Consider the following 22,282-nt stretch of genomic DNA (forward strand, 5'->3'; position numbering starts at 1 on the left):
ATCAGTCGTCTTGCTCCATCTTGATCAGCTTGCCGGTTTTGGCATCAAGTTTCAGCTCCCACACCAGCCCTTTGTCATCGAGTATTTCTACCTCGTACACATATGCGCCATGTTTGCGTTCAAGCTCGGTTTCCAAAATCTCCCCGGGCTTGAGTGCTTTGGCTGCTTTGGTGATTTTTTCAAGCGAAAGAATTTGCCCGGAGGCTGACAGCTTACGAGCAGTCGCCGGGCTTTCTCCAGCGCTGATGGGCTGAACGGTAAACCATACTAACGCGATAGCTAGCGGTGCTATCACGAGTAACACGCGCACTGATAGCGCCTTGGCGCATGCAGATACGCATTTGTTAAAGTAATAATTGTCAGTATTCATAACGTCATTTTAGACCGTTGTTCACAACGCGAGAAGGTTTAGGGATGATGCTTAATGTTAACGCCAGAAACTTAATTCAAGCTGAATATTGGGACTTGGTGTTTAAAGCGGACATCTCTATATGTTGTGATCGAATAGAGGATGAATTAATTCAAAAAGTATATGCCTAAGTTGTATCTGATTCATCTACACTGACTTAATATAGCTAGGATATTGATTGATGGAACTGCAAAAGCACCGAACACCTGAAGATCTACGTGACCATATCGCGCTTAGTTTCACTAAGTTTTTACGCTATTTTGCAGACACGTTTTTTAGTGGACGCTATGGTCACCGTGCCGTTGTACTAGAAACTGTAGCCGCCGTGCCAGGTATGGTAGGGGGTGCGCTGCAACATTTAAAATCTTTACGCACCATGCAGCCGGATCGTGGCTGGATAAAAACATTGTTAGATGAAGCTGAAAATGAACGTATGCACTTGATGACGTTTATTGAGATTGCCAAGCCCAATGGATTTGAGCGTTTTTTAGTGATATTGGCGCAAGGTGTTTTTTACAATTTCTTCTTTGTGCTGTATGTGTTTTCGCCTAAAACCGCACATCGCGTCGTCGGATATTTTGAAGAAGAAGCAGTGATCAGCTATACCGAGTATTTGGCGGGTATTGAAAATGGCACTTACGAAAATGTTCCAGCACCACAAATTGCTATTGATTATTGGAAGCTTGCGCCAGATGCGCGCTTGAAGGATGTAGTGATAGTTGTCCGCAATGATGAAGCCGGACATCGCGATGTGAACCACGATTTTGCCAATCAACTCAGTTAAAACGCTTGCGTTACTTAGTCTTTTTAGGTGGCTTTTTAGTATTAATCCAACGCAAAAACGTATCAACAGGCATCGGCTTGGCAATCCAATACCCTTGTGCGATATCACAGCCTAACTCGACGAGTCTGTCCCACTGTTCCTGTGTTTCCACGCCCTCTGCAACTACTTTTTTATCCAGCGCGTGCGCTAAATCAATAGTGGAACGCACAATCATCAAAGACTCTTTGCTCAACAACATATTGCTCACAAACGATTGATCAATTTTAATGAACTGCACCGGGAGTCGTTGCAGGTAGCTGAGCGATGAATAGCCCGTTCCAAAATCATCAATACTCAGGGGAATGTCTTGCTCACGTAATAGGTGCAATATCTCCAAGGCATGCTGCGCGTCATCCATGACGGAAGTTTCCGTGACTTCAATCTCCAAAAGATTTGCGCCTATGTTCCACTTGGTTTTTAAGTCGTGGATTCTCTCTACTAGATCTTCCTCGTGTAAGTTGCGTGCTGAGAGATTGATGGCGATTGGCATCACAAAACCAGCGCTTTCCCAAGTATGCATCAATTGCATCGCTGTATCGATGACCCATTGAGTGATGGGCTTAATCAACCCGATTTGCTCAGCCAGTGGAATAAATTCACTGGGCGAGATCAACCCACGTTCAGGGTGGTTCCAACGTATGAGTCCTTCAACACCACATGTCTTACCCGTGTTGAATTCCACTTTGGGTTGCAGGTAAAGCGCGAGTTGGTTTTGATCGATGCCACGCCTAAGTTCTGCTGCCAGTGCTAAACGATGCGGTTTGTCTGAATCCTGCGTGTGATCAAACATTTGGTAGCGGACACCTTTTTTCTTAGCCTGACGTACTGCAAAATCGGTATGTCGATATAAATCATGAGGTGTTAACCCGTGCTCTGGAAACATGGCGATGCCGATTTTTGCAGAGATATCGAGTGCAATGTCCGAGATCACAATCGGCTGCGCTAATAAAGATTCAAGCTGATTCACCAATCTCACTGCATCATCGGCGCTGCTATTGTGCAATAAAATCCCAAACTCATCACCGCGTAGTCTGGCTATGTTGCTTGTAGCAGGTGCTACTTGCTTTAATCGCTCTGCAAATTCTTGGAGTACTTGGTCGCCTTTACTAAACCCTAGCGCATCGTTGATTTCACTTAATTTTTCGATATTGATCTGCACGAGCGGAAAAGACTGATTCGTGCGTTTTCCTGATTCGATGGCTTCAATGAGCAGGTCGGTAAACTGAGTTTCATTGGGTAAGCCAGTCAGGGCATCAAAATGCGTCAGTTTGTAAAACGCTAATTCAGCTAATTTTCTATCGGTGATATCAGCAATGAGCACATAATAGCCGCCAATCACGCCATCCATATTGGTGGTGGGTACATAGTTAACCATCTGCCAAACATTCGGGAACGGCTCCCAATCATAGTGAATAGATTTACCTAGTAGCGCCTGAGCTATATGCGGGGCCGCCTTTTGGTAACGCTCATCGCCAAGCGCTTCTTTTACACTTACCCCTTGAATGTTACTCGTGCTCGGTGTAAAAAACCGATCAATATATCTTTGATTGGCATAGACATATCGCTGCTGCGCATCCACGTAAGCAATGAGCGCAGGCACATTGTCCGTCACTTTACGTAGATTTTCTGCGCTAGCTTGCAACTCAGCTGTGCGTGTTTCAACCTCTTTCTCAAGCCGATTGTTTTGCGTTTGAATATCACGCTCGGCCTCACGCTCTATGCTGACATCTCTAAACACAAGTACAACGCCAACCACCACTCCAGAGGAATCTAGTATGGGCGCCGCACTGTCGGCAATTGGACGCGTAATACCATGACGGTCAACTAGTACGGTGTTCTTTTCTAAGCCTTGCACCGCTTTAGTTTCAATGGCGGTTTGGATAGGGATAGAAGAAGGACGGCCAGTGAGCTCGCTAAATATTTTAAACACCTCTTCAATCGGGCGGCCTTCTGCGGCAGAAAAATGCCAGCCAGTTAATTGCTCTGCAATGGGATTCATGCGGGTGATACATCCATTGGTATCTGTCGCGATTACACCGTCTCCAATAGAGTGGAGCGTTGTGGACAGTCTATTTTCATTTTCGGCTAATGCTTTACGGCTTGAATAGAGATCTTTTAGCTGTTTTAAAATGAGGAAAAATGTAGAAAAAAGCAGCGCTAAAAGCAATGTGCCGGAAAATAAAAGGGCAGCGATACTCAACTGCCGGGTTCTATCCTGTTCAATCAAGCGTTGTTTTAATAACTGCCGCTCTTCGTTCTCCATGTCTCGCCACAAATGGTAGATACGATCGCGTGTCTCTTGCAAGGGAGTTCTCGCGATATAGGCATTAGCAGCTTCCAAGCCTTGGCTTTTTCTCAGATACACCATGTGCCTGGCAATTGTTAGGCGCTCATCGATCACCTCCCGGATTTGTTGCCAGCGAAGTTGCTGAATGGGGTTATCAACAGTTGCTTGCTTGATGAGGTGTAGGGATTTTTCTCTTGATTGGATGACTTGATCGCGCTCGGCAATGCGCTTTTCATCGCCGGTAATTCTGTAGGTTTGCGTGCTTAACTCTATTTGAATCGTGTCAGACTTGGCTTGCACAACATTATTGAGCACTTCGTGTGTGTGTTGCACCCACACCATTGCATCTGCAGCGTTTTTGGATAAGTGCAATGCCGCGGCTATAATTGCAAGCACGATAAAACAAGCTACACCGAACACTGATAGCAATTTCTCATGAAATGCGTAATAAGCCTTCAATATAGTTCCAAATTAACAATGGTTATTATTTTGTTTTATTGTAAATGAACTTTTACAAATATTGAAAATTGTCCATTAAAATTAATTGCTTAGTTTAGGTCGGGCCTTTTTCTGATGTTGTTGTACGGATTTCCTGTTTTTTACGCAACGGCCCGCGCGTATTGTTTGATGCCTAGTATTGCTGAAAATTTAATCGCTGACATGGGTTTGCCAAATAAGTAGCCTTGGCCCTCACTACATTTCTTTTGCATCAGATGCTTACGTTGCGCTTCAGTTTCAATCCCTTCAGCAATCGCTTCAAGATGGAAGCTGTGCGCCATGTCCAACGTTGCGCGGATCACAGAGGCATCCTGCTCATGTTCCAACATGCCGTGAACGAATGATTGATCGATTTTGATACGGGTCAACGGATAAGTCTTGAGTAGGCTTAAAGATGCATACCCTGTACCAAAATCATCAAAAGCAATACCAACACCATGTTCACGCAAGTGATGCAATGAGCGGAGTACCACGTCATCATGGTTCAGCGCAATATTCTCAGTAATCTCCAGCTCTAGTGCTTCAGGGGGTAAGCCATGCCTGTCTAATGTTTCCATGACTTCTGAGACTAGATCGCCCACTCTGAATTGTGCTCCAAACAGATTAACGCCCATACGCAGATTGGCTGCACCGTTACGTCGCCAGTATGCGGCTTGTGCACATGCTTCATCTAAAACCCAAGCGCCAACTGTTGCGGCAAGTGTGCCGCCCTCTAGCGCAGGGAGAAATGAAGCAGGCGTCAATATGCCTCTTTGTGGGTGGTTCCAGCGGATGAGTGCTTCTGCGCCGGTAATTTCGCCAGTCAATAAATTCACCTGTGGCTGATAGAAAAGCAGAAACTCTCCCTCATCGACAGCGCGATGCAGTTCCAGCGCATACAAGCGCCTAGCGTCTGCCTCCATGCGTAAAGCCGTGACAAATAGAAAAACACGCCCACGTCCTAGGCTTTTAGCTTTGAATAAGGCAAGGTCAGCGTTGCTGACCAATTCCAACGCTTCATGTGCCTGAAGTGGGGCGAGTGCTGCGCCACAACTTGCTGCGATCCTGACTTCCTGACCACCCATCACAATCGGTAATGCAATGTGTTGAATCACTGATTCGGCGACTTCTTTCACCAATGCTGTGTCCGTCATAAAAGGCAACAAAATCGCAAATTCATCCCCGCCAATTCTGGCTGCAACCCCAATATGTTCCACCAATTTAGCAATGCGAACCGAGACTTCTTTGAGTATCGTATCACCAACGATATGTCCCAAGGTATCGTTGATGTCCTTGAAGCCGTCCAGATCGATCATTAACACAGATGCTGGCTTAGCGGCGATGAGCGTGTCTTCTACACTGCGATAAAAGCTTGCTCTATTGGCAAGACCCGTGAGCGGATCAATGTTGGCTTGATGGCGTAACTCCATTTCTTCCAGACGTTGTGCGGTGATGTCTTTAAGCACTGCTTCAAACTTCATTTGGCCGGCTTCTTTCCAACCAAATAGTGAGAATCCGAGCAGAAACTCGGTGCCATCTTTACGCAAGCCTCGTACTTCCGAAGGGATGCTGAGCTGATCCAGAGAGGCTGTAGCAATTGCATGGGCGACGGAGGCTTGGAACTGTAAATGATGGCGTTCTGGAATCAGCATTTCAACCGGTTTACCAAGCCCTTCTTTAAGGGTATAGCCATGAGATTGTGCGGCTGCTGCGTTCCATGCAGTAATACGGCGGGTCTCGTCAAACCACACTACAGGCGTATTTGAACTGCCTGCATATTCTTCAAAGTTAGGTCTGGTGCGGTTAGCCGCTACTTCAATGCGCCTTAGTTCAAGACGGTCTGACACCATCTTGGCAAGCTCTTGTAACCGTAAATGATCATCTGCAGAAAAATCCAAGTGTGGCTTATTATCAATGACGCACAACGCCCCCAGTGCGAGACCTTCCGGAGTGCGCAATGGAACCCCAGCATAAAAACGAAGATTTGCCACGCCGGTGACTAAAGGATTATCGTGGAATCGATCATCCAGCGTAGCATCTGGAATCACCATGCCATTGACTTCATTGATGGCATGCGCACAAAAAGAGACATCGCGACTCATGTCCACCGTACCAACGCCCACACTCGCGGCAAAGAACACATGATCACTACCAATCATGTTGACTGCAGCAACAGGCATATTGAACATGCGCGCTGCAATCTGAACTGCAGGTTCAAGGCTAGGGATTAACTTTTCATCGTCTAGGCCATGATTGGATAAGGCAATCAATCGTTCTGATTCAGTCGAAAGTATCGCTGGACACTTCATCAAACCCTCCTTGTTTTTACGTAGATTTTTAGCGGAGATAGATCGAGACTGTTGATTCTATTAAAAAATTACGTGTTTGCATACCCATACAAAATTGTATGACGCCAGATTTTTAATAATTCAATCTGTCATCGCTGATGTAACGAGAAGGCGGCTATCATCATTGATTGCCATGTGCGCGAAGTATATTAGACAAGGAGTACTTTTCACTTATATGAATAATGACTATTTGGACATGATTCCAAGCGCTTTTAGTAACGTCTCCCTTTCCAAAAAAGTCACAGCTATATACATGCAAACGCAGTATCTGTTATTCAGGTGCAAGCTGGAAAACATGCGAAGTTTTCTTTTACACATATCGGTGAGCCTACTCGATACAACTTGGCTAACCATGCTGGGGTGACTAGTATGCTTTTATTGGGCATCATCAATGTCGATTTTAGATTTTACAACGGGTTCCGGTTGCGGCTTAACTCAGTTCACAAGGTTGAGCGGCGGCCACAGAGAGGATTAAGTGGTCACGAGTCAGTAGAACTTGTTCCACTTGAATTCTCCACATTCATCCCAATATAGGTAAAAGATAAGAATGCGCCTTGTCTATTCCCTTTAAACAATAACAACTCAGGAGCGCAGGCAATCAGTATCCTGTTTTTAGTAAAGGGATAGATATGATTGCATACCTCATTCTGGTACACCGGTATCCAGAACAATTCAAGCGCATGTTCAAAGCAATTCACCACCCTCTTAATCATTATTTAATCCACATAGACAAAACTTCAGGTCCAGAAATTTCTAAGAACATTCAAATGTTTTTAAATGACTACCCTAATGCAGAGTTGCTTAAGCCAGAAAAGGCACTATGGGGAGGATATAGTCTAGTCAATATTGAGTTGCGTGGAATGGCCAGGCTTTTACAAATCAATCAAGAGTGGACGCATTTTATTAACCTTAGTGGGCAGGATTTTCCATTAAAAACGCAAAAGTTTATTCGTAGTTTCTTAACTGAGAATCCTAATAAAGAATATATTCAGGCGCTGGATCAACTTCAGCACCGGCCAGATACGATGCATAGAGTGCTAGATTTTTGTTATGAATTAGGAAGCAAAATTTTTAGGCCTAATATTCGCCGCAAATTTTTGAAAGGAGTAACGCCCTATATAGGCACTCAGTGGATGATTGTGAGCCGAAGATTTTGTGAGTTTGCTGCCACTTCAAAAGAGTCTCAACGATATAAAAGTTTTTATAAGAACAGCTTTATTGCAGATGAAGGGTTCTTTCAAACTGTAATGATGAACAACAATTGTCATGGGGACGTTATCCAAGATGATTTGCGTTTTATAGATTGGATTCCTGATGGAGACATCAAATTACGCCCTCGGACGTTTACCTATGCGGACTCGAAGCAATTAACTTCTAGCCATAATTTGTTTGCGCGTAAATTTGACTCTACAGAAGATGATGCAATATTGGATGAAATTGAATCCTATCTAAGCAACTCTCCTAATAACATCACAACAGCCTGTGCCAGCAGTACAAACTGACATAACGTGGCTGATTGCTACACAAAACTTAATTTGTTGGTGTTAAAAACGGCTTAGCTTTTAACTAACCCATTATTTTAATTGGTGGCCGGGGGCAGAATCGAACTGCCGATACGTGGCCGTGCGGTATTCCACTATTCAAAATACCGCTTGCTAAGCACTCAATGGTCTAGTTGGTTGCTGGTGGCGCGCTTTCAGGCTCAGATGGCTGCACTGGATTACCTTTCGTCGTCCCTGCGTTTTCATCTTTAGACTTTAAAACTTTATTTTTCGATTTGTGATGGCGAGGTTTGGGTGCTTCGGATGCACCTTTATCGGTTCTCTTGTTTTGCTGAACATGCTGGGGAGATTCTGAATTGCCTAAGTTTTTTGCATCATCATGCAAGCTATCTTGATTCACGTCAGTAGGGCCTTTATCGGTGCGGCTTTGCTGACGTTGATGCTGTGGCGAGTCGGCAGTACCAATCGCGCTTCCATCATCGGTATTATTTTCTGTGGTAGCCGCATATACAGAATATGAGCTTAAAACAAGAGATGCTGCAAATAGAGTGTTGATGAGTTTGTTCATTTTAAAATCCTAAAAAGACTTGTGATATTGCATTAAGCGCTTTAGTGGAAAATTAAAATGTCGGTTAAATCCTAAATTAATGTAGGACTAAGCCGACCAATAAACGTAAGTACCTGATCGCATGGCAGTTGCTGGCTTACAGCCGAGCTATATAGGCCATGAAATGAAAAAAGCCCACATTTCTTTGAGCTTTTTAAGTACTGGCTGCCGGGGCAAGTGAGAATTCGGCAGCTTGATAAGCAATAGGTTATTTTGTTGCCTCACCTTGGCTGCGGGCCCAAGCCATCACTTTCAATACCTCGTCAGGCGACAAGCCATTGCTTTGGTTGCTTGGATCCATCACGCCTTTGCCTTTACCGCTCATTCCGCCGTTGGTGCCGGCCCAAATGATTTCAAACATACCTTTATCGGTGCTGCTTTTGGCATGGTTAAAGCGAGGGCCAATTAAACCGCCTGCCGTCTGACCTTGTGCTTGCGCACCATGGCATTGCCCACAAGAGTAGCTTTGATACAGCTTTTTGCCACTGGCAATAGCTCCTGCATTGCCGCTATAAGGGTTGATTCCGGTGCTCAGAAATTGCTTAGACTCAGCCGTATCGAACAACTTAGCATCAATCTTCAATGCTTGACCGGATTTGGTATCTACAAAATTTTGGTCGGAAAACGATAGGTTACTAAAGAATAACAATGAAACGCTGGCTGTGATTAACGCTACTTTGGTTGGGTAGTTTTGCATCATAAATCTCCTCATCGGATAATGAATCAAGCATCCCTTACTGTTGTGAGTTTGGCCGGGTAATGAAAGTTCCGTAGGATGTTTTGAGACGAGTGCTTGAAAAGGTACTGAGGCGTAAAAGTCAGGCGAGTTTGTTGTTGAGCCTGAACAGTAAGATTTGAACAATAAAAAAGCCCACATTTCTGTGAGCTTTCTAAATGCTGGAGGTCGTTGGAAAAATCACCCAACTTAAATTTTGCAAATCTGCTTACGCATCTTCGCGAAATTTGGTGGCCGGGGGCAGAATCGAACTGCCGACACGCGGATTTTCAATCCGCTGCTCTACCGACTGAGCTACCCGGCCAGCGTTGCAATTGCACTGATGTGAATTGCAAGCCGCGCATTATAGCAAACAAACTCTGTTTTGTAATAAACCTTTACAAAATTAATTAATCGGCAGGTAGTCACCGCAAAACAATTGCACTATGATGGTCTTGTAGTCATCCTGATTTACAACTTACTGCGATTACATTTTGCTGCAGGCATACACAATAAGGAGAAGCACATGGGTTTATTTGCATTTATTAAAGAAGCTGGTGAAAAGTTATTTGGTACGGGTGAGGCAAAAGCCGCAGAAGTAGTGGCGAAAAAAGAGCCTACGCCTGTCAATATAGACGCCGCTAATCGTGCTGCCGCCAATGCGATAGCGGAATATGTTGCCAAAATGAATCTATCAGCGGATGGACTCACTATAGGCTTTGATGGTGCTTCAGGAACGGTCATCGTACAAGGCATGGCAGAGACGCAGGAAATCAAAGAGAAAATATTATTGTGTTGTGGTAACGTTGCAGGTGTGGAACACGTGCAAGATCAGTTGGGCGTGAAAGAGGCGGCGGCTGAGCCACAGTTTTATACGGTGGTACGTGGTGATACTTTGTCTAAAGTGTCGAAAGAGTATTACGGCAATGCCAATGCTTACATGAAGATTTTTGAGGCGAATAAGCCCATGTTAAGCCATCCCGATAAAATTTACCCGGGCCAAGTATTGCGCATACCACCACAATAATTTTTAAGAGGAGATTGAGAATGAATGCATTATTACGTACGTTGTTAGTTGGTTTGGTGGCGGTTACATTGACTGTGGCTTGTAGCAAAAAAACAGAAGAGGCCGCTGCTGATGCAAAAGCAGAAATGGGCGAAGCGATTGATGCCACTAAAGATGCAGCTGCAACGGCAGCTACAGAGGCTAAAGATGCAGTGGTAGAGAGTGCAGAAGAGGCCGCAGCAAAAACGGAAGCCGCTGCAGCAGACGCTAAAGAATCTGCTGTAGATGCAGTTAAAGCAGCTAAAGAAGCTGCACATGAAGCAACTGCACCTTAATTCGCGCTATCTGAATTAACAAAACAGTATCTATCATCCCGCACAGCATACGTTGGGCGGGATGAATTCTATTGATGTCATGTAAAATATGGCATGACACAATTTTCTATTACGCCACTCAATACAACGCTTAAAGATGCGTTGACCCATAAGATCAATTACAAAACCAAACCGCAAGGCGCGCTCGGCCAGCTAGAGGCTATTGCCTTACAAGTGGGGTTGATTCAACAAACCTTAACGCCGCAACTCAAGCAACCGACGATGCTGGTATTTGCCGGTGATCATGGCATTACTCAAAGTGGTGTGAGCCCTTATCCGCAAGCAGTGACTGCCCAAATGGTGTTGAATTTTCTTGCCGGTGGAGCTGCGATTAATGTGTTTAGTCGCCAAGTTGGGATGCAGTTACGTGTGATCGACGCAGGGGTGAACCATGTTTTTGCATCGGATACATGCTTGATAGACGCCAAGATTGGCATGGGCACGGCCAATTTTTTAGAGTATCCAGCAATGACTTTAGCGCAATGCGATGTTGCTATGACACGCGGTGCCGAGTTGGCGCGTTCCGAAATCGCAGCAGGATGCAACATCATGGGCTTTGGTGAGATGGGCATAGGCAATACCTCTAGTGCCAGCTGTTTAATGAGTGTGCTCACAGGCATACCTATCACCCAATGTGTGGGTCGTGGCACAGGGTTAGATGATGCAGGATTAGCCAATAAAATACATGTATTAACGCAGGCAATTCAGCACCATGCACTACAAACAACAGAAGCTCATATTGTGCTCAGTACATTTGGTGGTTTTGAAATTGCGATGATGGTAGGTGCAATGTTAGGCGCAGCTGAGCAGGAAATCGTTTTATTGATTGATGGATTCATTGCCACGGCTGCATTGTTGGTGGCCAGTAAATTGGAGCCGGCCGTGTTGGATTATTGTATTTTTGCGCACCGTTCAGATGAACATGCCCACAAAGCGCTGTTGGATTATTTGGGCGCAACACCTTTGCTGGATATTGGCTTGCGCTTAGGCGAGGGCACGGGTGCAGTACTGGCTTATCCGCTCGTGCAAAGTGCTGTGAATTTCCTCAATGAAATGGCAAGCTTTGAGAGCGCTGGTGTTTCTGAAAGGGAGTTGTCATGAAGCAAGAGTGGCGTCACTTGCTGCTGGCGCTAGGTTTTTTTACGCGTATCCCGGTGCCTAATTTACCTGATTTCAAAGACGCTGATTTGAATCATGCTGCCAAGTATTTCCCTCTGATTGGGATTTTGGTGGGGTTGGTTGCTGCCCTTGTGTATTTTCTGGCGCACTTCATATTGACGCAATCGTTGGCAGTCCTCATCAGTATGGCCGCGACTATTTATCTGACAGGTGCTTTTCATGAGGATGGATTGGCCGATAGCGCAGATGGCTTAGGCGGTGGTTGGAATAAAGAGCGAATACTTACTATCATGCAGGACTCGCGCCTTGGCACCTATGGTGCTACCGCACTATTTTTGATGTTGTTTGCAAAATTTCAAACGATAAACGCAATGAGTCCGATTGTAGTGCCAGTCGCATTGATTAGCGGGCATGCCTTGAGTCGCCTGGCTGCAGTGTGGGTCATGCGTTGCTTGGTGTACGTGCGGTTTGAGGGTAAATCGAAACCTTTAGCCACAGCAATCTCAACAATAGATACCTTAATCGCACATATGTTTGGCCTAGCGCCTTATCTAGTTGTGATTGTGTTGTTGGTGTTGAGTCAGCATGCGTGGCAAACCATAGCGTTATTTATATTGCTTACCAGTTTGCCTGTGCTGTGTGTCTGGTGGTGGTGGGCGCATAAAATCCAACGTTGGCTTGGGGGCTATACGGGGGACACTTTAGGCGCCATACAACAAATGACAGAGCTGGCATTTTATTTGGGTGTATTAGTGTGGAGTTTGCACGTATGAGATTGACCTTAATCCGCCATACCAGTTTACAGATTCCAGCTGGTGTTTGTTATGGGCAAACTGATGTCGATGTAGCTGCGACTTTTATGCATGAAGCAACCCAAGCCAGAGATAAACTAAAGCATTTGGCGTTTGATGCCGTGTTTTCAAGCCCGTTACAACGTTGTGTGAAATTAGCCCATGCGTTAGTAACAGACAACATTGCGCATGATGAGCGGCTCAAAGAGCTGCATTTTGGCGATTGGGAGATGCGCGCTTGGGATGATATTCCGCGTGATGTGTTTGATCACTGGGCACAAAATTACGCAGAATTGGCACCGCCCAATGGCGAGACATTTAGCCAGCTACAACAGCGTGGCGTGGCTTTTGTCGAAGAGATATTACAGCAGCATCCGCAAGGGCATGTGTTGGTGGTCACGCATGGCGGTATGATTCGTGCAATATTGGCGCATGTGTTGAATATGCAATTAAAAGGGTTGTTCCGGTTTAATATTGATTATGGCAGCGTCACGCAATTAGACTTTTGCGGCACAGTGCCAAAGATTGAGTATGTAAATCGCTAGACGCTAGGTAGTGTTAGCGCACTTGTATGGTTTGCCCCATACATTCTACAGTTTGCCCGGCGCGGATTTTAGCGGTTTTGCGCAATTCAATTTCACCGTCTACTGTCACCATGCCTTCAGCTACCATGGCTTTGCCTTGTCCACCGCTATCGGCAATGCCCACGAGTTTAAGCAAATCGCACAGTGCAATATGCTCACCTTTTAATTCAAATATCTCCATTATTATCCCTTTAATTGAATCGGCAGGCCAGCGGCCACAAAACTCACGTGATCTGCAATGGCCGCAATGGCTTGGTTAAGTCTGCCTTGTTCGTCTTGAAATTGGCGATTGATTTCGCCGAGTGGCACAATGCCCATGCCGACTTCGTTGCTGACCAAAAATACCTTGGCCTGCAATGTAGGCAATACCGCAAGCAGCTGATCACGTTCTTGTTGCCAGTCTACGCCTTCCAGCGGTGCGCAATCTGGGCATATGCATTGTGCCAACCACAGGGTTAGGCAATCTACAATGATGCAAACATCCGGCTGGTCTTGGGCAACGAGACACTGCGCAAGGTTAAATGGTTGTTCAATCGTGGTCCAATAGCTTGGTCTTGATGCCTTGTGGTGTTCCACGCGTTGCTTAAATTCTTGGTCATAGACTTGCGCAGTTGCAATATAAATCACTGGCAGTTCTAGTTGTGCTGCCAGCTTCTCTGCATAACGGCTTTTGCCGGAACGTGCACCGCCTAGTATTAAATGTAGCGCCATATTATGTTGCCTCTGCAGTAAGTTGGTTTTGCATGTGATTGGCGTGGCTCCATTGTCGAATAATTGTTTGCAGTTGTGTCAGCCCGTATGTAAATACGGATGGGCCGGGCTGTAAAATATCAGCTGATTTTATCTCAAATACCATATTGTTTTTAATGGCGGGTATGTTGTGCCAACCTTCGCGTGCCGCCACTTGTTCTGGTTGAAATTTTTTACCACACCAAGAGCCAATAATAATGTCTGGCATGCGCGCTAGCACTTGTGCTGGGGTGACTGTACGATCTTGCGCGCTGTGATATTGGCTTAACTCAGGAAAACAATCTTCACCGCCCGCAATCGCAATCAACTCAGCTGCCCAGCGAATGCTACACATCATGGGCGCATCCCACTCTTCAAAATATATCTTGGGTTTGCGTGGTAAATTGGCAGCTGAGTTGCGTACTGTTTCAATTTGATGCTGAATATCTTGCACAATGGTTTCAGCTTTATCGGTTGCGCCAACTAAGCGGCCAGTGGTCAGTATCATGCGTAAAATATCGTCAACAGATCGTTGGTTAAACACATGTACCTCTATGCCAGCTTGAATGAGCGACGCAGCAATATCGGCTTGTAGATTAGAAAAGCCAAGCACTAAATCGGGAGCTAGCGCTAAAATCTTGTCGATTTTGGCAGTGGTAAAGGCTGAGACCTTGGGCTTTTCTTGGCGTGCAATTGCTGGGCGTGTGGTGTAGCCGGAAATGCCGACAATGCGATCTTGCTCGCCTAATAAATAAAGCACTTCTACCGTTTCTGTAGTTAAACAAACAATGCGCTGGGGTAAGGCTTTCATTTGGACTCCACATCATTTTGCCATTGATTCTCCATGAGCATCTCAGCAAGTGGTTTTTCTTTGGCCCAGCCTTCCTCAACCAGCATCGGCGCTTTGTAAAAGCTATTGACATAACCTAAGCATAAAATAGCAATTGGCTTTGCGCCATCGGGCATATTAAGTAGTTTAGCGAGTTTCACAGGGTCAAACATCGATACCCAGCCCATGCCAATGCCTTCGGCTCGTGCGGCTAACCACATGTTTTGGATAGCGCAACTGACGGAGGCTATGTCCATTTCGGGTAGTGTGCGGCGGCCAAAAATATGTTTTTCTCTGTGGTCACATAAAGTGGCAACGAGCACCTCGCCGCAGTCCAAGACGCCCTCTACTTTTAAGCGCATAAACTCTGCCATGCGAGCAGTAGTTTCAAACTCACCAATGGCTTGCGCAGTTTTAATACGTTCTGCGTCCACTTGTGCATGAATGGCTTTGCGTAAAGAAGGGTCACTGATACGAATAAAACGCCAAGGCTGCATCAAACCCACGCTAGGCGCATGGTGGGCGGCTTGTAATAGCTTAGTCAGTAGTTCTGGCGCAATAGGCGTAGGCAAAAAATGCCGCATATCGCGTCGCTCCGCAATGGCTTTGTAAATAGCGGCTTGTTCGGCTTCGGTATAAGCGTGTCGATTAGTCATTTGAGCGATAAAAAAAGCCGCTTAATATGAGCGGCTTTTTGTACAAACATAGCGCATTACACTTTCGAAGTTTGAAGTGCTTTGATATTGCGAAAAGCCAAGACAGTAAGCCAAGCGATGGCAAAATACATCATCGAGAAGCCCACCCAGCTAGGCAGATATTCCCAACCATGTTGCATAGATTCGATCACACCGTTCGCTGGAAAGCGACCAGAGAATAGATAGTAGGTTTGTGTGGAAATCACAAAGGCAATAAAAGTGGTCACCAGGCTTACCAATACATAAGGCAGAAGGTTGAATGCGTCATTTTGTTTGGCTAACCATACACCACCCAACCACATCGCGCCATAGGCTGGAATCAATCCCCAATAGCCATTGGTCAAGCAAAAGCCTTGTGCTGGATCAAATGCGGCGGCACCAAAATCAATCACCGTTGCTAACGTAAAAAAAGCAGCAAACCACAGCAAGCGGCTAGATAACTTGCTGCCTAAATATATACCACCCAACAAAAACAGCGCTAAGCTTGCATCTGGCAGTGCAACACTAGTGAGCACGTGGCTACCGCGTGTAAGTAGCATAAAAAAGCTAATTGCCGCAGCAACTAACAGTTGGGTTTTAACGCTTAAAGCCGAGTTTTTTGACATAGTATCTCTTATTGCAAGTGCACATAGTGGTAAAAATCTAATCATACCACTATGTCACTTTAATCATAAATCCCTGGTTAAAAATCTGCCTTCATACCAATACGCCATGTACGCACAAAGTCTACTGGGTAGATAGAGTCATCAGCGACTTGTATGGAGTTTTCATGTTCAAACAGATTATTGATAGCCGTATATAGCTGAATATTTTTGAACTGGTAATTTAAAGCAATATTCGTTGACTCATAAGCACTCTGTCTTTGATCAAAATTATTTTCAAGATCATTAAACGCATAGGCACGTGAACGCCATGTGTGATTTAAGTTGAGATGTGCATTTGTGAAAAAATTCCAATTTAAATTCGCGACGACAGAATGCTTCGGCACACCTGGTAAGTCTTTGCCATTGTAGGCGCCAGCACCACGATCTTCACGATCAATTTTAGCGCGCGTGTAGTTATAAATAAGCGATGTACTCAATTGCTCATTAATCTGGAAATAGTCCTGAATCTCAAATCCATATTTGTGGGATCTATCAATGTTGGTATTCAAGAAGGTAGCAACATCGAGAAAAATCTCGTCATCTAGTTTGGTGTAGAACGTAGTCACTTTTAAACGATTTTTATCACTGATGTGATTGAGGCCTAGATTGAGGGTTCTGGTTTTAGCGGGCTCGATAAAACCATTAAAGCCAAATCCAAAACCGAATAAACGGTCAATGTCAGGCGCTTGATAGGCTTGGTTGTAATTGGTGAAAATGGATAAGCTTGAGTTAACTTTATAATTCACGCCAATATCCCAAGCATCAATATCCTGTTTTTCTTTGGCTGCTGCTGTGCCAAATGGGTTGATGACGGGTTTGAAATTGTAGCGCACACTTTCATCGCGCGCCCCCCCAGAGAGGGTCCAATCAGCTAACTTTACTTCACCTTGTATGTACACAGCTTCGTTTTTCTTGGTGGTTTTGTCAGAGGTTACACCAAAGAAATCACTAAAACGGTTACGCTCACCATCAAAGTTCTGATAACCGGTAATCAGGCTAAAGCTGTCTGTCTGATAGCGTAAGCTGATGTCGTTGCTCTTGTAGATGGAGTTTGCAGTAGAGGGGGTGGCAGAAATAAACTCTGAGAACTTGTCCTCGTTATAGTGCACTGCACGCAATTGCAGGTTTTTAAGAATGTCCCACTCAGCACCCAATTGCCATTGGTCGGTATCGAATGATTGATGATTGTAAGTGCCGTTAGCTTGCTTAGGGTCATCTTTAAATTGTGCTTTCGTCATTGGGTTCACATAACGAATATCATTGCGTGAGCTGGTACCCTCCGCAAAGAAGCGTAAAAAATCGGTAGGCTTAATCTTGAGTTTGGCGTTTTGACTGTTACTTGTGAATTGATCTTTATGGCCAGAGGCGTCTTTTTTGCTAAAACCGTCATAGCTGTCATGGGCTAGGTTAGCTGATAAATCAATGTACTGCTCTGAAATGCCTGCTGAAATAGCATGGTTTTTTTGTCCAAAGTTACCTAAAGAGGTATTCACGGTTACCCCAGACTTAGCTTTAGTGTAGATTTGTATCGCACCAGCAGTTGCTCCATCGCCATAAATAACAGAGCCGCTGCCTTTGCTGATTTCAATACGCTCAATATTACTTAATGGAATGCCTGCTAATAAAGCAGGTTGTAGATCGATATTGTTTAATCGCTGGCCGTCCACTGTGATGACCACATTTTGATAGCCATTCTCATTGCCAAAGCCACGCATGTTAATCGCGGGTGTTGCACGGTTGCCAATGTTAGGTGACACATTTAAGGATGTTTGTTGTGTCAGATAATCGTATAACGTAGGTGCGCCAGATGTCTCAATTTGTTTTGCAGTATGGATTTCTGAAGCATAAGTGGTTTCAGATTCTTTGCGCTCAAAGCGGTTGGCTTTAACCGTAATCTCGTCTAAGTCGATATTTTCTGCCGAAAAAGCAGTATTGCTGAAAGCCAGTCCAATCAGACTGGCAATAATAGTTTTGTTCATTCTCTTTTCCCTGATGTACACGCGTCCCCGCATGCAAGATGCATTGTATGAATGGGAATACATTGAGATGAACAGACCGCAACGGGGGCAATAACGCATGGCACTCGTTTTGATGTACCGTCACCCCGCGGCATTTCCAAACTTTGCCCATGATTGAGCGTATGTTGTGTAGGCCGGTCTCCGGGCTTGTGACAATCTGATTTACGCCTTCCCAAGCGAATGTAGCTCAGTGGCATGTGGTAAATCTCAAATCACTTACCGTTGCGGGGGCAGCACAGGAATAATTGCGTAAAACACAATGCACCTGTTTCCCAGTTTCACCGGATTGCAGAAATGCAATGCCAGCACCTAACAACAGGCGTTATTATAGCGAAGTAACCGCTGACTTAAAAATTTTTATACAACAGAAATTTTGAAACATGCTAATTCACTTTGAATAGTGAACGTTAGCTATTGACGCTAATGAATTTTTTCAATTATAGTGGGCGCATGGAGATTGATTTAAAAAGTTTAGAAGACAAAGTGAGTAAACTCATCGGCGTTTGTGCAACGTTGCGCGATGAGAATCAGCAATTGCGATCTGAACTGACCAAAGCGGCGCAAGACTCTGCACGTCTTAAAAGCAATATGCTGCAAGCCAGTGACCAGTTGGAAACTTTACTTGGCACTTTGCCGGCTGAGGGGCAATCTTAATGGCTTCAAAACCAATTGATATTGAGATTCTGGGTCGTGAGTTCACAGTATCTTGCACAGACGATGAGCGTCAGGGCTTGCTGGAAGCGGTGGATTACTTAGACCATAAAATGCGCGAAATTCGCGATGCGGGAAAGATTGTGGGCGTGGAACGAATTGCTATTATGGCAGCTCTGAACATTTCTCATGAGTTGCTGAATACTAAATCTGGTGGAGTTGACGTGGGTGATATTAAGCGTAGGATGTTTACTATGCAAAACCAGATTGATGAGGCGATTTCTTTGCAAAATAAGCTGTTGTAGCCAAATCACTTCATTTCAACGTCACAAATACGTTTTAACATCCTAAAACATAATCTTTTGGCGTAACGTTTTCTTTGGTGTTGCCTGAGTCTAAATTCCTTGAACTAGTCTTTGTTATAGGTTTCGGCTATTCGGGTGCGGTGTGATCGCTCTAAATTGGGTCTGCTTTTAAGTAGCCCTTGGTGAGTGAACCTAAAGCGCTTTAGGCTGTTACCACCTGAACTTTTTTGGTTCAGGATTAACGGCTCAGGTAACACCAAAGAGAATTAACCTTGTTGAAGTCTCGCTGACACTGCGTTACTTTCGTTCCTCGTACTTAGTGTATTGCGTTCGCTCAAGTGCCTTGTTTTAGATTCGCTTGAACAAGGTTGCTCAAATGCCTCGTCTCAATTGATGTTATGCAAAGCACCACTCAAACACCTTAAATTTTGATGTGTAAATTCAAAACTTTCTGAATTTGTTTTTATCTTTATCTCAGTGCGTGATATTTCAAATCCGCCAGACTCACAATGTCTAGGCATCTTTCGTGACAAGCTTCCAACACCACAGGCGGGGCGAAGCCTGCTTCTGAAGCTTCCAGCCAACGTGCAGCACACACACACCAGCGATCTCCGGCTTTGAGTCCGGTAAATCCAAACTCTAATCTTGGGGTGGAAAGATCATTGCCTTTGGAGAACGAAAATGCCAAGAACTCATCTGTCATTTGTGCGCATACGGTGTGACTGCCATTGTCTTCCGGGCCGGTTTCACAACAACCAGTACGTGTAAATCCGGTCATCGGGCTGGTGCTACACGTTTGTAGTGGTGTGCCAAGTACATTTTTTGCCATTGCTATTCCATTTAAAACTAAGTCCATCGTATGATACGAGAAAATGATTAGACGAGATATAGAGATGCGTTATTGGTTAATGAAGTCTGAGCCGGGGGATGTTTCAATTGATGATTTGGCGGCCAGACCGAATCAAACGGTAGATTGGTATGGTGTGCGCAATTATCAGGCACGTAATTTTATGCGCGATCAGATGCAAGTGGGTGATGGGGTGTTGTTCTATCATTCTAATTGCGAGGAGCCCGGCGTGGCTGGTATCTGTGAGGTCAGTTCATTGGCGTACCCGGATCGCCTACAATTTGTGCAAGGTCATAAGTACTTTGACCCGAAAGCCACGCAGGAAACACCGCGCTGGTTTAATGTCGATGTAAAACTAGTACGTAAAACACGCTTGCTCAGCCTAAAGGAGATGCGGGAAACGCCGGCATTAGAGGGTCTACGCATTTTGCAGCGCGGTAATCGGTTGTCCATCACGCCAGTAGATCCCAAAGATTGGGCGTATATTCTGGAGTTATTAAAGTAGGGCACGATGCATTATTTAAACTAAGTTACAACATTACAGGGGTAGCGCATGTCAGATTTATACGGACCGCAACATCGGGCATTGCAGGCGGATTTCGATACCACGGCTTTGGCCGATGCAGTCAATAGCATTATTGTCGTGCCAGAGGTATTGCCGGAACATCAGGCGTTTATTGAAAGCCGTGATATGTTCTTTCTGACCACCATTGATCATCGTGGTTTCCCAACTTGCTCTTATAAAGGCGGCAATCCGGGAATTGTAAAAGTGGTGGACAGTAAGACCTTGGCTTTCCCCAGTTATGATGGCAATGGCATGTTTTTATCGATGGGCAACATGACACAAAACCATAAAGTCGGCATGCTATTTATCGATTTTGAAACGCCGCATCGCGTGCGCGTGCATGGTACTGCCAGCGTGCATAAGCAGGATCCACTGCTGGTGGAATACCACGAAGCACAGTTGATTGTGCGAGTGACAATAGAAGAGATGTTTATCAATTGTCCGCGTTATATTCACCGCTATACTCGTCAGCAAGCCAGTCAATACGTGCCGCAAACCCACTGTGAAACGCCCATCGCGCAGTGGAAGCGCATTGAACCGTTGCAACCGGTATTGGATGCAGATACCCAAGCCAAAGCGGCGCAACAAGGCTTAATCTCGCCGGAGCAGTACGGTGAGTTGGTGCAGCAAGGTAAGGGCTAACTTGAAAGCATGTAATAAAAAAGGCGCATGAAGCGCCTTTTTTGTTTAGCTAAACGAAATTACTTTTTAGTATCTAAGCTACCCATGGCTTTCGGATAAGTGACCAAACCCCAAGGCATATTTTTCACTTCTATTTGCTTGGTGACTTCAAGCTTCTCTGCATCAATGACAAATAGAGCATCTGACTTACCGCACGCTAACAGAATTTGTTTGTCATCCGGCGTAAAGCTAAAGTGCCAGCAACGATTGCCGGTTGGAATGTCTTTGATTTTTTCAAAGGTTTTAGCATCAAATACTTGTAGGGCTTTTTCTTTATTGGTGGCCACAAAAATGCGGTCGCCAGCATGGTTGAATGCAATGCCGTAAGGCGTTTGACCAGTATCAACCGTACGCAACACGTTGTAGTCTTTATCCAGTACTAAGAACTTATTGCCGAACTCCAATGTGGCCACATAGGTATTGCCATCGGGCGAAACTTTGATGCCGCGTGGACGGTCGCCATACTCGTGCGTGTGAATGGTTTTTACCAATTTACCATCTTCAATATTGTGGACAGTAATGGTGTTGTCTGCTTCATTGGTAATGACCAATTGTTTACCATCAGCGGAGAATTCGATGCCTTCGGTTTCTGGGCCGCCGGTGATTTCACGTACTTTCTCACCTTTGATTAAATCCACTACCGCAATTTTGGCTGGGATTTTTTCTTCGTCATCGTCATCATCTTCTTCCTCTGCTTTTTTTGCACCGGGTGCTGGTGGTGGTCCACCTTTTGCACTTGGCTCAGAAGAAACATAAGCAAAATCACCTTTTATCCGTACGAACTCAGGATTTTTACCCACGGGGATTTGTTTTAACACTTCACCTGTGACTGTATCGATGACCGAGATACTCGCATTGCCACGGGTTGCAACAATCAGCTTTTTGCCATCATCTGTTACGCCTAGCCCACGTGGGCCTTCTGCTTTCACATCGAATTGTTTTACTACGGACATTGCGGTTAAATCAATCACGCTGACGCCAGCATCTTGGCTGGTTACATAGGCCAAGTTAGTGCTGCTAATGGTGGTGGCGTCAGGGACGATAGGCTTTGCAGTTTCAGCTGGAATGGTTTCCGGGATGTTCTCTTGCTTGTCACAGGCGCTTAATCCGATTAACAATGCCATCATTAATACGTGCGTGCCTGTTGGCAATCGCGCAGAAGATAATTTCATTCATATTCTCCAAAGTTGTTGTTATGCATCCTTATAGTTAAGGATTGCTTATTTTTGATTTAGTTTACTATTCAAGCAAAAAACATACTGGCTTGATATACGTA

24 protein-coding genes, 1 tRNA gene and 1 riboswitch are annotated in these 22,282 nt (G+C 45.0%); of the genes, 11 read left to right on the forward strand and 14 right to left on the reverse strand.

Features of this window, described 5'->3' with window-relative positions:
* Position 1: 1 nt before the first annotated feature.
* The gene (locus A3Q3_RS0110065) at positions 2-370 is read right to left on the reverse strand and encodes a PepSY domain-containing protein (RefSeq protein ID WP_020183463.1); all 369 of its coding nucleotides are present in this window, start codon (positions 368-370) and stop codon (positions 2-4) included.
* A gap of 220 nt (positions 371-590) precedes the next feature.
* Between A3Q3_RS0110065 and A3Q3_RS0110070 the strand changes: the two genes are divergently transcribed.
* Positions 591-1,193: an alternative oxidase gene (locus A3Q3_RS0110070; RefSeq protein WP_020183464.1), complete on the forward strand. Its 603-nt coding sequence runs from the start codon at positions 591-593 to the stop codon at positions 1,191-1,193.
* Positions 1,194-1,203: 10 nt separating this feature from the next.
* Here A3Q3_RS0110070 and A3Q3_RS0110075 read toward each other — a convergent pair whose 3' ends face one another.
* Complete coding sequence (locus tag A3Q3_RS0110075) at positions 1,204-3,915, reverse strand: EAL domain-containing protein (protein WP_232418405.1); 2,712 nt, start codon at positions 3,913-3,915, stop codon at positions 1,204-1,206.
* Positions 3,916-4,118: 203 nt separating this feature from the next.
* Complete coding sequence (locus tag A3Q3_RS0110080) at positions 4,119-6,305, reverse strand: bifunctional diguanylate cyclase/phosphodiesterase (protein ID WP_020183466.1); 2,187 nt, start codon at positions 6,303-6,305, stop codon at positions 4,119-4,121.
* A gap of 668 nt (positions 6,306-6,973) precedes the next feature.
* Between A3Q3_RS0110080 and A3Q3_RS13875 the strand changes: the two genes are divergently transcribed.
* Positions 6,974-7,846: a beta-1,6-N-acetylglucosaminyltransferase gene (locus tag A3Q3_RS13875; RefSeq protein ID WP_020183468.1), complete on the forward strand. Its 873-nt coding sequence runs from the start codon at positions 6,974-6,976 to the stop codon at positions 7,844-7,846.
* Positions 7,847-8,015: 169 nt separating this feature from the next.
* On the opposite strand, the gene A3Q3_RS0110095 is transcribed toward A3Q3_RS13875, so the two are convergent.
* The 3 genes from A3Q3_RS0110095 to A3Q3_RS0110105 form a co-directional block, all read right to left on the reverse strand.
* Complete coding sequence (locus A3Q3_RS0110095) at positions 8,016-8,414, reverse strand: hypothetical protein (RefSeq protein ID WP_020183469.1); 399 nt, start codon at positions 8,412-8,414, stop codon at positions 8,016-8,018.
* 247 nt (positions 8,415-8,661) lie between these two features.
* Entirely contained in the window at positions 8,662-9,153 is a 492-nt protein-coding gene (locus A3Q3_RS0110100) for a c-type cytochrome (protein WP_020183470.1), read from the reverse strand.
* Positions 9,154-9,417: 264 nt separating this feature from the next.
* Positions 9,418-9,493: transfer RNA gene (locus tag A3Q3_RS0110105), tRNA-Phe, on the reverse strand.
* Positions 9,494-9,694: 201 nt separating this feature from the next.
* Here A3Q3_RS0110105 and lysM point away from each other — a divergent pair.
* The 5 genes from lysM (at position 9,695) to cobC (ending at position 13,003) form a co-directional block, all read left to right on the forward strand.
* Positions 9,695-10,195, forward strand: coding sequence for a peptidoglycan-binding protein LysM (gene lysM / locus A3Q3_RS0110110; protein WP_020183471.1), 501 nt, complete (start codon positions 9,695-9,697; stop codon positions 10,193-10,195).
* A 20-nt stretch (positions 10,196-10,215) separates the two neighbouring features.
* Positions 10,216-10,509 (forward strand): hypothetical protein, encoded by a 294-nt coding sequence (locus A3Q3_RS0110115; RefSeq protein ID WP_020183472.1) that lies wholly within the window; start codon positions 10,216-10,218, stop codon positions 10,507-10,509.
* Between the two features lie 93 nt (positions 10,510-10,602).
* Positions 10,603-11,649, forward strand: coding sequence for a nicotinate-nucleotide--dimethylbenzimidazole phosphoribosyltransferase (gene cobT / locus A3Q3_RS0110120; RefSeq protein WP_020183473.1), 1,047 nt, complete (start codon positions 10,603-10,605; stop codon positions 11,647-11,649).
* Positions 11,646-12,440 (forward strand): adenosylcobinamide-GDP ribazoletransferase, encoded by a 795-nt coding sequence (locus A3Q3_RS0110125; protein WP_020183474.1) that lies wholly within the window; start codon positions 11,646-11,648, stop codon positions 12,438-12,440. Before cobT ends, A3Q3_RS0110125 begins: the two co-directional genes overlap by 4 nt.
* Positions 12,437-13,003, forward strand: a complete 567-nt coding sequence (gene cobC, locus A3Q3_RS0110130; RefSeq protein WP_020183475.1) for an alpha-ribazole phosphatase — start codon at positions 12,437-12,439, stop codon at positions 13,001-13,003. Before A3Q3_RS0110125 ends, cobC begins: the two co-directional genes overlap by 4 nt.
* A 13-nt stretch (positions 13,004-13,016) precedes the next feature.
* On the opposite strand, the gene A3Q3_RS0110135 is transcribed toward cobC, so the two are convergent.
* The 6 genes from A3Q3_RS0110135 to A3Q3_RS0110160 all read right to left on the reverse strand — a co-directional run bounded on the left by A3Q3_RS0110135 (position 13,017) and on the right by A3Q3_RS0110160 (position 17,918).
* Positions 13,017-13,223 (reverse strand): RNA-binding S4 domain-containing protein, encoded by a 207-nt coding sequence (locus A3Q3_RS0110135; protein WP_020183476.1) that lies wholly within the window; start codon positions 13,221-13,223, stop codon positions 13,017-13,019.
* Between the two features lie 2 nt (positions 13,224-13,225).
* Positions 13,226-13,753, reverse strand: coding sequence for a bifunctional adenosylcobinamide kinase/adenosylcobinamide-phosphate guanylyltransferase (cobU, locus tag A3Q3_RS0110140; protein ID WP_020183477.1), 528 nt, complete (start codon positions 13,751-13,753; stop codon positions 13,226-13,228).
* A 1-nt stretch (position 13,754) separates the two neighbouring features.
* Positions 13,755-14,582 (reverse strand): cobalamin-binding protein, encoded by an 828-nt coding sequence (locus A3Q3_RS0110145; protein ID WP_020183478.1) that lies wholly within the window; start codon positions 14,580-14,582, stop codon positions 13,755-13,757.
* Entirely contained in the window at positions 14,579-15,256 is a 678-nt protein-coding gene (gene bluB, locus A3Q3_RS0110150; protein WP_020183479.1) for a 5,6-dimethylbenzimidazole synthase, read from the reverse strand. The genes A3Q3_RS0110145 and bluB overlap by 4 nt, the downstream gene beginning before the upstream one ends.
* Before the next feature lie 56 nt (positions 15,257-15,312).
* A complete protein-coding gene (locus A3Q3_RS0110155) occupies positions 15,313-15,900 on the reverse strand; it encodes a hypothetical protein (protein ID WP_020183480.1) in 588 nt (195 codons plus the stop codon).
* A gap of 77 nt (positions 15,901-15,977) precedes the next feature.
* Entirely contained in the window at positions 15,978-17,918 is a 1,941-nt protein-coding gene (locus A3Q3_RS0110160; protein WP_020183481.1) for a TonB-dependent receptor, read from the reverse strand.
* Between the two features lie 153 nt (positions 17,919-18,071).
* A riboswitch (cobalamin riboswitch) is annotated at positions 18,072-18,285 on the reverse strand.
* 95 nt (positions 18,286-18,380) lie between these two features.
* Between A3Q3_RS0110160 and A3Q3_RS0110165 the strand changes: the two genes are divergently transcribed.
* Positions 18,381-18,611 carry a hypothetical protein gene (locus A3Q3_RS0110165; RefSeq protein WP_020183482.1) on the forward strand — a complete coding sequence of 77 codons (231 nt, stop codon included), beginning with the start codon at positions 18,381-18,383 and terminating at the stop codon, positions 18,609-18,611.
* Positions 18,611-18,913: a cell division protein ZapA gene (locus A3Q3_RS0110170; RefSeq protein ID WP_020183483.1), complete on the forward strand. Its 303-nt coding sequence runs from the start codon at positions 18,611-18,613 to the stop codon at positions 18,911-18,913. The genes A3Q3_RS0110165 and A3Q3_RS0110170 overlap by 1 nt, the downstream gene beginning before the upstream one ends.
* 469 nt (positions 18,914-19,382) lie before the next feature.
* Here A3Q3_RS0110170 and A3Q3_RS0110175 read toward each other — a convergent pair whose 3' ends face one another.
* The gene (locus A3Q3_RS0110175) at positions 19,383-19,742 is read right to left on the reverse strand and encodes a DUF2237 family protein (protein ID WP_020183484.1); all 360 of its coding nucleotides are present in this window, start codon (positions 19,740-19,742) and stop codon (positions 19,383-19,385) included.
* A gap of 64 nt (positions 19,743-19,806) precedes the next feature.
* On the opposite strand from A3Q3_RS0110175, the gene A3Q3_RS0110180 reads away from it, so the two are divergent.
* Complete coding sequence (locus A3Q3_RS0110180) at positions 19,807-20,265, forward strand: EVE domain-containing protein (protein ID WP_026361873.1); 459 nt, start codon at positions 19,807-19,809, stop codon at positions 20,263-20,265.
* A 48-nt stretch (positions 20,266-20,313) separates the two neighbouring features.
* A complete protein-coding gene (locus tag A3Q3_RS0110185) occupies positions 20,314-20,967 on the forward strand; it encodes a pyridoxamine 5'-phosphate oxidase family protein (RefSeq protein WP_020183486.1) in 654 nt (217 codons plus the stop codon).
* Between the two features lie 59 nt (positions 20,968-21,026).
* Here A3Q3_RS0110185 and A3Q3_RS0110190 read toward each other — a convergent pair whose 3' ends face one another.
* Positions 21,027-22,178, reverse strand: a complete 1,152-nt coding sequence (locus A3Q3_RS0110190) for a glutaminyl-peptide cyclotransferase (RefSeq protein WP_020183487.1) — start codon at positions 22,176-22,178, stop codon at positions 21,027-21,029.
* Positions 22,179-22,282 lie beyond the last annotated feature (104 nt).

This window comes from Methylotenera sp. 1P/1 (assembly GCF_000384355.1).
Taxonomy (GTDB): domain Bacteria; phylum Pseudomonadota; class Gammaproteobacteria; order Burkholderiales; family Methylophilaceae; genus Methylophilus.